Consider the following 15,079-nt stretch of genomic DNA (forward strand, 5'->3'; position numbering starts at 1 on the left):
GCTGCAGCCGTACGGGTTTGAGGGGGCCGAGCCCACCTGGGTCCGGGTGCAGTCAGAGGGCGTGGCCACGGTGACCCGGACCCGCGTCTACCGCACCTTCACCGGCGGTCAGCAGGTGCTCGCCTTCGGTCTGGGCTGCTGGGCGACCCCCATCGCGTGGTGGGAGTTCCACAATCTCCGCAATGATCGACTCGGCCTCTCGCCCCTGGCGCTCGAGGCCGCCACCGGTCCCGGCCTGCTGTCCGGCGAGGGCCTGCCCGAGGACCCCGCCCACCTGTGGACGCTGCGCCTGGACCCCTATCAGCCCGGCCACATCCGGCCCGGCGACATCGAGACCGTCAGGGCCGAACTGCCCCGACGCGTCCACGCCTTGGCCCGCCGCGCGCTGCGCCTACTCGAACCCGATGCCTACCTCGAAGAGCTACTGGCACAGGACAACCCAACCGCCGCCATCCAGGAGGCCATCGCGGTCCTGCGCGGCGACATCGTCGATGACGTCGAGGGCGTCCGCTGCGTCGCGGGCTGAGCTCAGCGACGCGGAATCGCGGGGGTCTCCCAGGCGCGGGCGTAGCGGGTCTTGTCGGCGGACTTTCTCGGTTTCGCCCGGTAGACCACGTACGGCCGGACCAGATAGCCGACGGGGGCGGAGAACATGTGGACCAGCCGCGTGTAGGGCCAGAACCCGATGAGCGACAACACGATCAGGCCGTGCACCTGGAAGGTCCAGGGCGTGCCGACCATGAGGTCGGGGTGCGGGTGCAGGGTGAACAGGCTGCGGAACCACGGTGAGACGGTGTCGCGGTAGTTGTAGGTGCCCCACAGCAGATTGCTGCCCCAGGTATTGAGCAGGCCGGTGATCAGGGCCGCGGCCAGCAGCACGTACATGACCTTGTCATTGGCGGTGGTGGCCTGGCGTACGGCGGTGAACTTGATGCGACGGTAGATCAGAATGCCGATTCCGGCGATGACCGCCAGTCCCGCAACGGATCCAGCGCTGACCGCCACCACGTGGTAGGTCTCCTCGGAGACGCCGACCGCCTCGGTCCAGGACTGCGGGATGAGCACGCCGAGCACATGCCCGCCGATCACGCCGAGCATGCCGAAATGGAACAACGGGCTGCCCAGCCGCAGCAGCCGCGACTCGTAGATCTGGGAAGACCGTGTGGTCCAGCCGAATTGGTCGGTGCGGTAGCGCCACAGGTGACCGAGCGCGAAGGAGGTGAAGGCGATGTAGGGCAGCATCAGCCAGAGCGCGGAGCTCATCGGCGGGCCTCCTGTCCGGTGAAGGCGATCGGGTCCATGGCGAAGGGGTCGAGGCCGACCTCCTCTTCCGGGGGACCTTCGGCGGCGAGTTCGGCGATGCGCCGACGGTCGGCGGTGGTGACCGGTGGCAGGGTCGCCACCACCGACGCCAGCACCCCGGCATAGGGAGATCCGCTGTCGGACAGAGACAGTCGCAGCAGTTCCAGTACCGGGACGTGTTCGCCCAGCAGCCGTTCGCCGCCGACGGGATCCACGGTGGCGGCGAATTCCAGCAGCACGGGCAGATGGTCGGGCAGTTCCTCGTCGCCGAGTTCCACCCCGGCGTGGCGGTAGGCGTGCTTGAAGCGCAGCAGCGCCATCCCGCGTTTGCGGGTATCGCCGTAGGCGTAGTAGGTCAGGTGCATGCTGGCGCGGCGACGCATGTCGAAGGTCTCGACATACTCCTGCGCGAGCGCGATCGGGTCACCGGCGCGCAGGTGGTCGAGGAGTTCGGCCAGCAGCGCACGCACCGCCTCCGGCAATTCCGCTGTGGCGGCAGTGAGTTCGTCCAGCATGCCCAGCGTCTGCGCACCCGGATAGTCGAGCAGCAGCGCGCCCAGCCGCCACACCAGCCGGCGGTCCCGCTCGGTCATGGCCACGGCCGGTTCGGGCCGCCGCCGCAGCTTCAGCAGGCTCATCGTGCCGCCCCGGTCGGTTCGTGCTCGATCGAGTCGGTGCCGGGCGCGCTGGCGTGATGCCCATTTCCGTTGGCTCCGTTGCCATTGCCAGCGGCGCCGTTGCCGTTGGTGGAAGTGGGCACCAGCCCGCTGGTGCTCTTGCCGTCCCAGTTGAGCAGGTTGATGCGGTTGCTCTTCTGGTCCGGCGCGGCGGCACCATTCGTGTCGGTGAGGTGGAACTTCTCGGCCATGTAGTCGAAGGCGGTCATGCCGGGGCCGCCGTCGGTGTCCAGGGCGCAGCCGGTGGCGAGCGAATCCAGTTCGTGAGCACGGGAAGTCGCGCCGGAGGGGATCACATACCGGTGTTCGTACTTGGCGATGGCCAGCAGCCGGTACATGGCCTCGATTTCCTCGGGCTCGAGCCCGACGGCGTCCGGGATGGACAGGTCGGGTTCCTGGCCGAGGTTGATCGAGCGCATGAACGAGCGCATGCCCGCCAGGCGTTGCAGCGCGGCGCGCACCGGGCCGATCTCACCGGCGGTGAACAGTTCGGCCAGGTACTCCAACGGGATTCGCAGGGCGTCGATCGCGCCGAAGAGGTTGTTGTGGTTCTCCCCGTCGTGCCCGGTCTGGGTGAGGGTGTCGACGACCGGGGATAGCGGCGGCACGTACCAGACCATCGGCATGGTGCGGTATTCCGGATGCAGCGGCAACGCGATCTGGTAGTCGACGATCAGCTTGTAGACCGGCGAATCCTGCGCGGCGGCAATCCATTCCGGCGAGATCCCGGCGGCCTCGGCCGCGGCGACCACGCGCGGGTCGTGCGGGTTGAGGAACACGCCCAGCTGTGACGGGTAGAGGTCCTTGTCGTCGGTGACCGACGCGGCCTCCAGGACCTTGTCGGCGTCGTAGAGCATGACGCCGATGTAGCGCAGCCGCCCGACGCAGGTCTCCGAGCAGACCGTCGGCATGCCGACCTCCACCCGCGGGTAGCAGAACGTGCACTTCTCCGCCTTGCCCGTCTTGTGGTTGAAGTAGATCTTCTTGTACGGGCAGCCGGTCACGCACTGCCGCCAGCCCCGGCATTTATCCTGGTCCACCAGCACGATGCCGTCCTCGGCACGCTTGTAGATCGCGCCCGAAGGGCACGAGGCCGCGCACGAGGGATTGAGGCAGTGCTCGCAGATGCGCGGCAGGTAGAACATGAAGGTCTCTTCGAACTCGAGCTTGACCTGCTCGGAGAGCTTGGCCAGCAGCGGGTCCTTACCGACCTGCTCGGGGCCCGAGCCCAGCGAGTCGTCCCAGTTCGCGCCCCAGGTGACCTTGGTGTCCTCACCGGTGATCAACGACTTGGGCCGGGCCACCGGGGTGGTGTCCATCTGCGGAGCCGACAGCAGCGTGTCGTAGTCGTAGCTCCACGGGTCGTAGTAGTCCGACACCGTGGGCAGATCCGGGTTGGCGAAGATGGTGAGCAGCCGCTTCAACCGCGACCCGGATTTCAGGGTCAACCGGCCCTTCTTGTCGAGGGTCCAGCCGCCCTTCCACTTCTCCTGGTCCTCGTACCGGTGCGGATACCCTTGTCCCGGACGGGTTTCCACATTGTTGAACCACACGTACTCGGTGCCCGAGCGATTGGTCCACGCCTGCTTGCAGGTGACGCTGCAGGTGTGGCAGCCGATGCATTTGTCCAGGTTCATGACCATGGCCAGCTGTGCCATAACACGCATGATCAGTACTCAACTTCCTGCGAGCGCTTGCGAATGGTCGTGACCTCATCGCGCTGATTTCCGGTGGGGCCGTGATAGTTCAGGGCGAAGGACTGCTGCGCGTATCCGCCGATGAGATGCGACGGCTTGATCATGATGCGGGTCAGCGCATTGTGGATGCCGCCGCGTTTACCCTTGCCCACCTTGGTGTCCGCCGCGCCTTCGATGCGTGGCACGTTCACCGCGCGGTCCTGGGCGTGGTACATGAACACCGTGCCCTCGGGCATGCGGTGCGAGACGATCGCGCGCGCCACCACGATCCCGTTGCGGTTGATCGCCTCGATCCAATCATTGTCGGCGACATCGATTTTCGCGGCATCCCTGTCCGACATCCAGATCGCCTGCCCGCCGCGCGACAGCGTCAGCATGTGCAGGTTGTCCTGATAGGCGGAGTGGATCGACCACTTCGAGTGCGGCGTCAGGTAGCGGACGGTGACCCCGTTGTCACCGACCTTGCCGATGCCGGGCTCACTGAACAACGCGGTCATATCCAACGGCGGCCGGTAGATCGGCAGCTGCTCACCGAGTTCCATCATCCAGTCGTGGTCGAGGTAGAAGTGCTGGCGGCCGGTCAGCGTGTGCCAGGGCTTGTTGCGCTCGACATTGATGGTGAAGGGGGAGTAGCGGCGGCCACCGGTCTCACTGCCGGACCATTCCGGTGAGGTGATCACCGGGACCGGCCGAGCCTGGGTGTCGGCGAAGGTGATTCGCTTCCCCTCGTGCTCGGCCGCCAGATCGGCCAGCTCGGTTCCGGTGCGCTTCTCGAGCGCATGGAACCCTTCCACCGCGAGCCGGCCGTTCGTCGTACCAGACAAGGCGAGAATCGCCTCCGCCGCGTGTGTGTCCTTGGCCAGCGACGGACGGCCCTGCGCGACACCGGAAACCACGGTGCCGTTGACGCCGCGCAGGTAGTCCACCTCTTGATCGGGCAGCGTGGTGACGCCCTTGGTGGTCACGCCCAGCGTCTCGACCAGCGGTCCCAGCGCCGCCATCTTCTGCGCGACATTCGGGTAGTCACGTTCGACCACCACGAGTTTCGGCATCGTGACGCCCGGAATCGGCTCGCACTCACCGTGTTTCCAGTCCAGCACCCTGCCACCGACCTGCGCGAGCGCGTCCGCGGTGTCGTGCTGCAACGGGACCGCCACCACATCCTTGCGCACACCCAGATGCTTCTCGGCCAGCCAGGAGAAGCCGCGCGCGATGCGGTGGAAGGCGTCGAAATCGGTCTTGGCCTCCCACGGCGGGGAGATGGCCGGGGTGAAGGCGTGCACGAACGGGTGCATATCGGTGGAGGACAGATCGTGCTTCTCGTACCAGGTAGCGGCGGGGAACACGATGTCGGAGAACAGCGTCGTGGAGGTCATGCGGAAGTCCAGCGACAGCAGCAGATCCAGCTTCCCGGTCGCGGCCTCGTCACGCCATTCCAGTTCCTGCGGGCGGATGCCGGTGGTCTCCCCGGTCTGCAGGTTGGAGTCCGCGCCGAGGAGGTGCTTGTGGAAGTACTCGTTGCCCTTGCCGGAGGAGCCGAGCAGGTTGGCGCGCCACACGGTCAGCACGCGCGGGAAGTTCTCGGGGGCGTCGGGATCCTCGCAGGCGAAGCGCAGCTCACCCGACTTCAGACCGTCGACAACGTAATCCGCGACCGGCCGACCCGCCTGCTCGGCCTCGTCGACGAGATCCAGCGGGTTGCGGTTGAGCGTCGGATACGAGGGCATCCAGCCCAAACGGGAAGCGAGAGCGATGTTGTCGGCGGCGGTTCGCCCCGCGAACTGTCCCTTGGCCAGCGGTGAAGCGAAGGTCTCGCTGGTGAACGGGTCGTAGCGCCACTGGTTGTTGGTCAGGTACCAGAACACGGTGCCCTGCATCTGCCGCGGCGGCCGCTGCCAGTCGGAGGCGAAAGCCAGTGTGGCCCAACCGGTCACGGGTCGGCACTTCTCCTGGCCCACGTAATGCGCCCACCCGCCGCCGTTGACGCCCTGGCAGCCGGTGAGCAGCGTCAGGGTGAAGAAGCTGCGGTAGATCTGATCCGAATGGAACCAGTGATTGGTGCCCGCGCCCATGAGAATCATGGAGCGGCCCTTGGACTTCTCCGCGTTGTCGGCGAATTCGCGGCCGATGCGTTCGGCCTGGACGGCGGGGACGCCGGTGATCGATTCCTGCCAGGCGGGCGTGTACGGCTGGGTCGCATCGTCGTAGCCGGTCGGCCAGCTGCCGGGCAAGCCGGACCGGGCCACTCCGTACTGCGCCAGCAGGAGATCGAACACCGTCGTCACCCGACGCCCCGCGATGACGGTGGTCGGCACGCCGCGAGTGAGGACGGGGGAACCGCCGTCCTCGGCCGCCGCGGGCCCGTCGAAGCGGGGAAACTGCACGGCCGCAACATCATCGGTGCGTCCGTGCAGAGTCAACAGGGGATCGGTGTCCCCGAGATCCAGGTTCCAGCGCCCCTTGCCCGCCTCGGTGAAGCGGTGGCCGAGCGAGCCGTTGGGCACCTGCGGAACGCCGTCCGCGTCCAGCAGCACCGTCTGATGCTCGACACCCTCGCCGGTGTGGCCGAGATCGGCGCCGGTGAGGAACTTGCCGGGCGTGAAGGTGTGGCCGGAGTATTCGCCGTCGGTGGACCAGCCGCCCTCGTGCTCGTCGAGCGTGATCAGGTACGGCAGGTCGGTGTAGCGCTTGACGTAGTCGGTGAAGTACGGGGTCTGCTTGTCCACGAAGAACTCTCGCAGCACCACGTGACCCATGGCCATGGCCAGCGCGGCGTCCGTGCCGGGTCGTGCGGGCACCCACTCGTCGGCGAACTTGGTGTTGTCGGCGTAGTCGGGGGAGACCACCACGACCTTCTGGCCCCGGTAGCGGGCCTCGGTCATGTAGTGCGCGTCCGGTGTTCGCGTCACCGGGACGTTGGAGCCCCACATGATCAGGTATCCGGCGTCGAACCAGTCCGCGGACTCGGGCACGTCGGTCTGGTCGCCGAACACCTGCGGGGACGCGACCGGCAGATCGGCGTACCAGTCGTAGAACGACAGCATCGAGCCGCCGATCAGCGAGATGAACCGCGCGCCGACCGCGTGCGACACCATCGACATGGCCGGGATCGGCGAGAACCCCGCCACCCGGTCCGGGCCGTAGCGCTTGACCGTGTAAACGTGTGCGGCGGCGGCGATCTCGGCGGCCTCCCACCATTCCGCCCGCACGAACCCGCCCTTGCCGCGCGCGGACTTGTAGGCGGTGGCCCGGTCCGCGTCCTCGACGATGGACTCCCATGCCAGCACCGGATCCTTGAGCCGCTCCTTGGCGGCGCGATACATCGCCAGCAGGGCGCCGCGCACGTACGGGTAGCGGATGCGGGCCGGGGAGTAGGTGTACCAGGAGAACGACGCGCCACGCGGGCAGCCGCGCGGCTCGTACTCGGGCTTGTCCGCGCCCACGCTCGGATAGTCGGTCTGCTGGGACTCCCAGGTGATCACGCCGTCGGAGACGTAGATCTTCCACGAGCAGGAGCCCGTGCAGTTCACGCCGTGCGTGGACCGCACCACCTTGTCGTGCGACCACCGCTCGCGGTAGAACTCGTCCGCCTCGCGACCGCCCACCTGATGCAGGGTGCGCAGATCCTCGGAGACCTCACCGCGGTTGAAGTACTTCCCCAGTCGAAGCAGCGCATCGGCGGACGAGTGTCCGTTCTGCGAGATATGCGAGATAGCCATAACGCCCCCTTCGAGCTGGAAAACCGGGCTGCCGGCTCGACTGTAAGGACGTCAGGGGAGGCATCAAAACGGTTCTCTCACAATGCTCGAAGGAAGTTTGTGAGCTGTGAGATCCAAGAAATCTTCCGGTCACCACGGGGTTGCGGCAGGACCCGGCGCACTCGACGGTGACCTGGGGAAACGGTGAATTTTGTACGGAAATACAGCGGCGGAGAGGTGCTTTCGGGGTGCCGCGGTGATGCTTCCGAAACGGTCGGTTCTCGCCTACTTAATATTTGTTAACACATCTTCGAGTAGCTGAAAGATCGCTATAAGGTGCATTCATGCAGCGATTCGACGCGGTCATCGAACCCGCCCGAGGCGGCGGCGCGCACATCCCCGTTCCGCCGGGCATCATCGAGGCACTCGGCGGCGGCGGTCGCATCCCCGTCCAGGCCACTTTCGACGGCATCCCCTACCGAGGGTCCATCGCCGACATGGGCTCCGGCCCGTGCCTCGGCCTGCTCAAGGCCATCCGCACCGAACTCGGCAAAGGCCCGGGCGACCAGGTGGCCGTCACCGTGGAACGCGACACCGCCGAACGCACTGTCGCCGTCCCCGACGACCTGGCCGCCGCCCTCACCACCGCGGGCGTTCGCGACGCCTTCGACGGCCTCTCCTACTCCCGCCGCCGCGAACAGGTCACCGGCGTCACCGACGCCAAGAAGCCCGAAACCCGCGAGCGGCGCATCGCGAAGATCATCGAATCCCTCACCGGGGACGCTTGAACCACTCCGCCGCGCTGCCCTGGATCAAGGCGCAGATGATGGCGAGACAGGCGACAACCCCGAAGATCCCGGGCGGCTGCTTCGTCACCACGCTGCCCAGTGAGCGGAACATCTCGAGCGTCGCGAGCAAGGCCACCGTGCCGCGGAGACCGTTGCCGGCGCTTCCGAACCAGAAGGCCAGTATCGCGAGAACCATCGGGATGGCGAATCTGCCGCTGATGGACGCGGCGTGATCGCCTCCCGAGACGAGCCCGGCGATGATGGCGATCAGCAATCCGATCCCGCCGAAGAGGAACGAGATCACCTGCGCCGCACGGACCGAGCTCGGCATCGGGGGCGTGGATTCGTCGATCTCGTTCCGCTGCCGCTGTTCGGCGGCCTGCGCCCGGCGTTCGGCCCGGCGGCGGTCGGCTTCCTCCCTCTGGGCGGCGGCCTTACGGCGCGTATCGGCCTTGCTGGGAGCCACATACTTTCGTGGAGCGGTCGGCTTGTCTGCGTTGAGATCCATTGGAATCCTCCCCATTTTCTAACGCCCGGGAAACGTGCTCCCGGGATGACGCGGGAGCAACGATAACAATGGGGTTGGCGTGGGGTCCAATTGAGGTTGCGGTGGGAATGGGATTTTCTGAATTAGATTGGGATACTGGACATTTCGGGTTCCCTGGGTTTGAATTCGGCGGTAGAATTGGTACATGCATTCGAAGGGGGATTCACTCGACAACAGCGGCATCACCGCACTGGTGACCGCGGTGCAGGAGTTCTCGAACTCCGTCCACGGCAACGGCCTTATCGAATTGAGCGACGCCGATTTGGTGGAAGCGTTGCGCTTGCTGGAAACCTGTAAGCGTCAACTCTCCGCGTTGGATTCGGCTTTCGTCATCGCGATCGCCGAGCGTGGGCTGCCGCAGTCCACCGGTGCTGGTTCGCCGAAGGAGTTTTTGCGCCAGACCTTGGGCTTGTCGCGTTACGACGCCGCGGGGCGCGTGAAGATCGCCGAGGTGTGTGGCGAGTTTCTTGCCATCGATGGCACGCCGCGCCCGGTGGGCCTGTCCGCTACGGCGGAAGCCTATGAGGCCGGTGCTATTTCGCGTGATCATGTCCGCAACGTCGTCGATGTGATGACCCATCTGCCTGGTGATATCGCGCCGGAGGCGTATGCGGAGATCGAGCAGCAGCTCGTGGAGCATTGCGTGACCGGCTGGCCGGATGATCTGCCGAAGATGGGCCGCGAGATCCTCGCGCGTCTGGATCCGGAGGGCACGGTGATCTCCGATGCCGACCGTCGCCGTCGTCGCGGCATCACGCTCGGCCGTGCTGGTGTGGATGGCATGTCCAAGGTCGAGGGCTGGCTGACGCCGGAGTTGCGTGCCTACCTGGATGCGTTCCTGGCGAAGTATGCCCGCCCGGGCATGTGCAACATCGACGATCTCGAGCCGCTTGCCTTGTCGGAGAAGGCATTCGACTCCAAGACGCTCGAGGAGGCTGCCCGTCGTGATCGTCGTGATGCCGGTCAGCGCACCCACGACGCCCTGTTCGCGCTGCTGCAGCCCGTTGCCGCCGTCGACACCCACACCACCGCCATCCCGACCGAGTCCGCTGAGTCCACCGATTCGGCCGATGCTGCCGGGGTGAGTGAATCCGCCTCTCCGGCGGCCGGTTTCGGGCAGCATCGCGGCCTCAAGACCCAAGTCATCCTCACCATGAGCCTCGCCGATCTCGAACGCGGTGCGGGCCTGGCCTCCACCGCCACCGGCGGGCACGTCTCCATCAACGAAGCCTTGAAAATGGCCGCAGGCACCCGCCCGGTGCTGGCTGTCCTTGACCCGCACGGAATCCCGTTGTTCCTGGGGCGCGGCAAACGGCTCGCGTCTCCCGGTCAGCGTCTCGCTCTGATCGCGCGGGACAAGGGCTGCACCCGTCCGGGTTGTGATGCGCCCGCGTCGATGTGCGCGGTGCACCACATCACCGACTGGGCCGACGGCGGGCCGACCGATCTTTCGAATCTTGCTCTGGCGTGCGATCACTGCCACGCGTTGGTGAATGATTCGGTCGATGGCTGGAAGACGGTGGTCATGGGTAAGGATTCGGAGTTCGCGGGCCGCTGTGGGTGGATCGCCCCGAAGCGTCTTGATCCGACGGGCACGGCGCGGGTGAACGAGCGTCATCACGTTGGGGAGCAGGTCGCCACTAGCACCGCCGCAAGCTGCCGGAAGTGGGGATCACGGGCAGCATGAAACCCGGACGGTTCATCAGTTTCGGGTGTGCGCAGGGCAAACGACGAAGTGTGGGCACGTCGCCTGCCCTACCGGACCTGGGCTGACGCCGGGTCGGGAGCCGCCTTCCGCCGATCCTGGCCCACGGACCGCACGCATCACCTTCTCGAGACAAAGACCCAAGAACCAAAGATCCGGATTCCCTCGGTGTCTCGAGGCTCTTTGACAAATCCACAGAGACGATGAACTTCGCGGATGGTGAGGTGGCTGGGACCGCCGATGGGCGAACCCACCCCAGCCACCTTCTCACTCCTCCTCCAGGCGTCTTTTATCTTTTCCGCTTTTATCTTTCCGCCTCTTACTCCGCGATAAGCTCGGCTTCCGAATCCAACGCCCGTTGCGCATCCTCGGAAACCCCCACGGCCCCAGGCCGATAGGTCACCGATCGCAGATCCCCGGTGTACCGGAACACACCCCGACGATCACGAAGATCCCAAGAAACCGGCCCGCGAGCATCGAGCCCGACAGAGATCCCGGTCCAAGGAGACATCCCAACCAACTGCACTTGATCCGGAAGCTCTGCGACACCGACACCATCGACGCCGACGGCGAAGTCCCAGCGCAGATGCGGCTGCACGGTAGCGGAGACGGTGAAGAGGCGACTACCGGAAGGAATTTCACCGGCGTCGACAGTCACGTACCGCCCATAAGCGTTGTAGCCGAAGATCAGATGCCCGTCCTCGACGTACAACAGATAGCCACCCAACGGATCGCCGTGTGCGACGAGAACACCTTCGTCGCCGGACTGGTAGCCGTCGAGATCCACGGCAATGGTGAAGTCCCGGTAGGCGATCAGACGCTGGGAGCGGTAGCGCTCCAGAGTCGGGGTGCCGGGCAGAATGCGGACCGGGTCACTGAGCCGGGACTCCTCCGGACGTCGCTGCGCCAGATCCTGGCGGGTGACGAGCGGGAAAACCGTATTGTGCCAGCCGGCTTCGTCCCAGGCGGCGGAGAGTTCGGCGACCTTGTCGGGCAGCTGCTCGGACAGATCGTGGAGTTCGGTGGGGTCGGTGCGGACGTCGAAGAGCTGCCAGCGGGGGTTGTCGATGCCGCGTTCGGGCTCGTACAGCGCCAGGAGCTTCCAGCCGTCGCGGTAGAAACCGCGATGCCCGGTCATCTCGGAGTACTGCTCGACGTGCTCGGAGACCGCGGCCGAATCCCGCAGCACCTGCGCGGCCGAGACCCCGTCGAATTCCTTGGCGGGCAGGCCATTACGTACCGTCGGCCGCTCCAGGCCGATCAGTTCGAGCAGCGTCGGCGCGAGATCGGTGATGTAGACGTACTCCTGGCGGACCCCCGAATCCCTGTCGGTGCGCGGCAGACCCTGCGGCCAGGACAGGACGAACGGCACCCGCACCCCGCCCGCGAAGGTCTGGCCCTTGTAGAACCGGAACGGCGTGTTCGACGCCTGCCCCCAGCCACGCGGGTAGTGCACACCGAGCTTGGCGGTGCCGATCAGCGAGTCGTCGTGCGGCACATCGCGTTCCCAGTCCGGCTCGTCGACCTGCGCGAACTGGGCGAAGTAGGTCCGGGTCCCCTCCGGCCCGCCCTCGGCGGTGCCGCCGTTGTCGGAGGTGAAGACGATGATGGTGTTGTCGAGCTCCCCGAACTGTTCCAGGGTGTCGACGATTCGCCCCAGGCTCTGGTCGATGCTGTCGACCATGCCCGCGTACACCTCCATGTACCGCTCGAAGCGTGATCGCTGCTCGTCGGTCAGCGAATCCCATTCCTGCGCTTCGTAACCCGGCTCGGTGTTGCGCGGCTTCTGTTGCGTTCCCTCGGGGAAGAGGCCCTGGGCGATCTGCTCGGCGAATCGGCTCTGGCGCAACCGATCCCAGCCCTCGCGATAGCGACCCCGGTACTTGGCCTGATCGGCCGGCTTGGCCTGCAACGGCCCGTGCATGGCGGTGTGCGCGAAGTACAGGAAGAACGGCTTGGTCGCGTCGTGGGCGCGCAGTTCCTTCAGATAGCCGATCGCGCGATCGGTGTAGTCGTCGGTGAGGTAATAGTCCTCCGGGTATTCCTCGACATTCACCGGCGAGCTGTCCGAGACCAGTTGATTCGGGTGGTAGAAGGAGTTCAAGCCCTCCAGCGACCCGTAATACCGATCGAAACCGCGCTGGGTCGGCCAGGAATCGCGGGGCGCGGCCGGATGCAGCGTGGCATCGCGGACCAGATGCCATTTACCGACGGCGTAGGTCGCATATCCGTTGGCGCGCAGGATTTCCGGCAGCGTCAGCACGTCATCCGCCAGTTCCAGGCGCAGACCGGGGTAGCCGGGATCGGCATTGGCGACGAACCCGAATCCGGCCCGGTGGGAATTGACGCCCGTCAGCAGCGCGGCGCGCGACGGCGAGCACAGGGGCGTGGTGTGAAAGTTGGTGAGCCGCAATCCATTGGCAGCCAGGCGATCCAGGGTCGGCGTCTCGATCTCGGAGCCGAACGGGCCGATATCGCTGAAACCCATATCGTCGACCAGCACGACGATGACATTGGGCGCACCGGCGGGCGCGGTCGGCGGATACAGCCAATCGGGCGTGGAATCGGCAGTAGTACGGCCGATTTCGCCGGGGAAGTTCTCATAACCACGTGCATTGTCGGGGACTGACATGTTCACAGCAAAGGTGCCGGGCCCCATTCGCGGCCAGGGTTTCACTCTGGCTGCGTGCAACCGGTGATCCATCATGTACCGGCCGATAGCGTCGCCGCACACGATCAAGGCCCGGTCCACACTCGAGGTTTTTCAGATGAATTCGTCCCCCGGCGGTCATGACCGCCGCTTTTTCCTGCGCAGTTCCGCCGTCGCCGCGCTGGCGATCCTCGGGGGCGGGGCGCTGGCCGCCTGCACGTCCGCGGTGAGTCAGCAGCGTGGCGGTGACGACAATGCGCAACCCGTGCGCGGCGGGACCCTGAAGTACGGGGTGCTGGTGGATATCGTGCCCGCCAACCTGCTCACCAATACCGGCACGACACCGTATGTGGTCGGGCTGGTCTTCGAGTCGCTGGTGCGCTACCCCCACGACAAGCTGGAGCCGCAGCCGCTGCTGGCCAAGAGCTGGACGGTCGCACCCGACGGCAAGTCCGTCACCTTGGATCTGCGTGACGACGTGAAGTTCCACAGCGGACGGGCGTTCACCTCCAAGGACGTCGAGTTCTCGCTGCGCACCTACGCCGACCCGAAGTGGTCGGCCCAGCTCAAGAGCACCGCGGCCGCGGTCACTGGTTTCGACACCAGCGATCCGCACAAGGTGACGCTGACGCTGGATCACCCGCTCAGCAACCTCTTCGATTTGCTGGACACCGTCCCCATCCTGGACAGCGAATCCATCGACGCACTGGCCACCGGCGACAAGCTCGTCGGCACCGGACCGTTCCGCTTCGTCTCGCGAATCCCCAACCAGCAGTTGGTCTTCGAGCGGAATCCCGACTACCGGATCCCGGACCGCCCGTATCTGGACCGCGTCGAGTTCACCGTCATCTCCGACAATCAGGCACAGCTCAACGCGCTCAAGACCGGGCAGATCCACCTCGCCGACGGCATCACCTACCGCGACAACGAGAACCTCGCGAAGGTCGACGGCTACCAGGTCATCGCCTTCGAGGGTGCCGAACTCCAGGTCTATGTGGGCGTGAACGTCCAGGATCCCTCGCTGGCCGATGTCCGGGTGCGCCAGGCCATCGCCTACGCGATCGACCGCGACCGCATCATCAAGGAGGTCTTCCGCGGTGCGGGCTACCCGCTGAACCTGCCGTGGCCCAAGAGCTCTCCCGCCTTCGACGACTCCCGCAACACCCGCTACGCACGAGACGCCGCCAAGGCCAAGCAGATTCTGGCCGCGCTGCCCAAACCGGCGAAGCTGCCGCTGGCCTACAACTCCTCGTACTCGGTTTTCGAGAACACCGCCCAGATCGTGCAGGCCAACCTCGCCGAGATCGGCATCGAGGTGGAACTGGTCCCCACCGAGAACGCCACCTTCGTCAAACAGCTCATCTCCGCGCAGTTCCCGGGTCTGTGGATCACCGACCACTCCTGGGCGCAGTTCGTGCCGTCCACGCTGACCGTGAGCGCCTATCCGTTCAACGCCCGCAAGAACGCCTCGCACTACGAGTCGGCCGACTACATCAAGGCCGCCGAAACGGCCTGGCAGCTGCCGCAGGCCACCGGCGCGGACGCCACCCGCGCCTATCAGGCGCTCAGCGATCAACTGCTCGACAGCCTGTTCCTGATCGAGATCGGCGTGCACTACCCGCAGGACGCCGCCAGCCGGAAGCTGCACGGCTTCAACTGGACCAAGCGCCGCGAGCATGTGTTCACCGAGGCGTTCCTGGCATGACCGCCTACCTGCTGCGCCGGGTGCCGTCCGCGATCGCGGTGCTGTTCGGCGCGTCGGTGCTGATCTTCCTGCTGCTGCGGCTGGTCCCCGGTGATCCGGCGACCACCCTGGCCGGGCCGGACGCCACTCCGGAAACCATTGCGGCCATTCGCCATCAGCTCGGACTGGATCGGTCGATACCGGCGCAGTACCTGTCCTGGCTGCACGGTGTGTTCACCGGTGACCTGGGTCGCTCCTACATCATCGGCGGCCAGATCGCCGACCTGATCGGCCGGGGCCTGTCCAACACGCTGATCCTGGCCGCCGCCGC

At 66.1% G+C, this 15,079-nt stretch carries 10 protein-coding genes and 1 pseudogene; 5 read left to right on the forward strand and 6 right to left on the reverse strand.

Annotated features, from left to right (window positions below; translation table 11 throughout):
* Positions 1–526 (forward strand): hypothetical protein (locus ACWELQ_RS16905; RefSeq protein ID WP_452397972.1); only part of this gene is annotated, 526 nt, incomplete at its 5' end.
* A gap of 2 nt (positions 527–528) precedes the next feature.
* On the opposite strand, the gene narI is transcribed toward ACWELQ_RS16905, so the two are convergent.
* From narI to ACWELQ_RS16925, 4 genes are read right to left on the reverse strand one after another with little or no spacing between them, the layout of a single operon-like run.
* Complete coding sequence (narI, locus tag ACWELQ_RS16910; RefSeq protein ID WP_452397973.1) at positions 529–1,263, reverse strand: respiratory nitrate reductase subunit gamma; 735 nt, start codon at positions 1,261–1,263, stop codon at positions 529–531.
* Positions 1,260–1,940: a nitrate reductase molybdenum cofactor assembly chaperone gene (gene narJ, locus ACWELQ_RS16915; protein ID WP_452397974.1), complete on the reverse strand. Its 681-nt coding sequence runs from the start codon at positions 1,938–1,940 to the stop codon at positions 1,260–1,262. The genes narI and narJ overlap by 4 nt, the downstream gene beginning before the upstream one ends.
* The gene (gene narH, locus ACWELQ_RS16920) at positions 1,937–3,637 is read right to left on the reverse strand and encodes a nitrate reductase subunit beta (RefSeq protein ID WP_452397981.1); all 1,701 of its coding nucleotides are present in this window, start codon (positions 3,635–3,637) and stop codon (positions 1,937–1,939) included. Before narH ends, narJ begins: the two co-directional genes overlap by 4 nt.
* A gap of 11 nt (positions 3,638–3,648) precedes the next feature.
* Positions 3,649–7,395 (reverse strand): nitrate reductase subunit alpha, encoded by a 3,747-nt coding sequence (locus tag ACWELQ_RS16925; RefSeq protein WP_452397975.1) that lies wholly within the window; start codon positions 7,393–7,395, stop codon positions 3,649–3,651.
* Between the two features lie 323 nt (positions 7,396–7,718).
* On the opposite strand from ACWELQ_RS16925, the gene ACWELQ_RS16930 reads away from it, so the two are divergent.
* Positions 7,719–8,162, forward strand: a complete 444-nt coding sequence (locus ACWELQ_RS16930; RefSeq protein ID WP_452397976.1) for a YdeI/OmpD-associated family protein — start codon at positions 7,719–7,721, stop codon at positions 8,160–8,162.
* On the opposite strand, the gene ACWELQ_RS16935 is transcribed toward ACWELQ_RS16930, so the two are convergent.
* Positions 8,146–8,670, reverse strand: coding sequence for a hypothetical protein (locus tag ACWELQ_RS16935; protein ID WP_452397977.1), 525 nt, complete (start codon positions 8,668–8,670; stop codon positions 8,146–8,148). The genes ACWELQ_RS16930 and ACWELQ_RS16935 overlap by 17 nt on opposite strands.
* 232 nt (positions 8,671–8,902) lie before the next feature.
* Here ACWELQ_RS16935 and ACWELQ_RS16940 point away from each other — a divergent pair, with 232 nt between their 5' ends.
* On the forward strand, positions 8,903–10,396 hold the full coding sequence (locus ACWELQ_RS16940) for a DUF222 domain-containing protein (RefSeq protein ID WP_452397978.1): 1,494 nt from the start codon (positions 8,903–8,905) through the stop codon (positions 10,394–10,396).
* Positions 10,397–10,733: 337 nt separating this feature from the next.
* Here the strand turns inward: ACWELQ_RS16940 and ACWELQ_RS16945 are convergent, their stop codons facing one another.
* The gene (locus ACWELQ_RS16945) at positions 10,734–13,046 is read right to left on the reverse strand and encodes an arylsulfatase (protein WP_452397979.1); all 2,313 of its coding nucleotides are present in this window, start codon (positions 13,044–13,046) and stop codon (positions 10,734–10,736) included.
* A gap of 136 nt (positions 13,047–13,182) precedes the next feature.
* Here ACWELQ_RS16945 and ACWELQ_RS16950 point away from each other — a divergent pair, with 136 nt between their 5' ends.
* Both ACWELQ_RS16950 and ACWELQ_RS16955 read left to right on the forward strand, forming a co-directional pair.
* Complete coding sequence (locus ACWELQ_RS16950) at positions 13,183–14,769, forward strand: ABC transporter substrate-binding protein (RefSeq protein ID WP_452397980.1); 1,587 nt, start codon at positions 13,183–13,185, stop codon at positions 14,767–14,769.
* Positions 14,766–15,079 (forward strand): annotated as a pseudogene (locus ACWELQ_RS16955) (ABC transporter permease); the annotation flags it as partial. The gene ACWELQ_RS16950 and the pseudogene ACWELQ_RS16955, both read left to right, overlap by 4 nt.

This window comes from Nocardia sp. NPDC004722, from assembly GCF_053601505.1.

Bases quoted from the DNA above. Each gene is read 5' to 3' on its own strand.
- narJ (WP_452397974.1), bottom strand. From the start codon at position 1,940: ATGAGCCTGCTGAAGCTGCGGCGGCGGCCCGAACCGGCCGTGGCCATG.
- ACWELQ_RS16945 (WP_452397979.1), bottom strand. From the start codon at position 13,046: ATGTCAGTCCCCGACAATGCACGTGGTTATGAGAACTTCCCCGGCGAA.
- narH (WP_452397981.1), bottom strand. From the start codon at position 3,637: ATGGCACAGCTGGCCATGGTCATGAACCTGGACAAATGCATCGGCTGC.
- ACWELQ_RS16925 (WP_452397975.1), bottom strand. From the start codon at position 7,395: ATGGCTATCTCGCATATCTCGCAGAACGGACACTCGTCCGCCGATGCG.
- narI (WP_452397973.1), bottom strand. From the start codon at position 1,263: ATGAGCTCCGCGCTCTGGCTGATGCTGCCCTACATCGCCTTCACCTCC.
- ACWELQ_RS16930 (WP_452397976.1), top strand. From the start codon at position 7,719: ATGCAGCGATTCGACGCGGTCATCGAACCCGCCCGAGGCGGCGGCGCG.
- ACWELQ_RS16935 (WP_452397977.1), bottom strand. From the start codon at position 8,670: ATGGATCTCAACGCAGACAAGCCGACCGCTCCACGAAAGTATGTGGCT.
- ACWELQ_RS16950 (WP_452397980.1), top strand. From the start codon at position 13,183: ATGAATTCGTCCCCCGGCGGTCATGACCGCCGCTTTTTCCTGCGCAGT.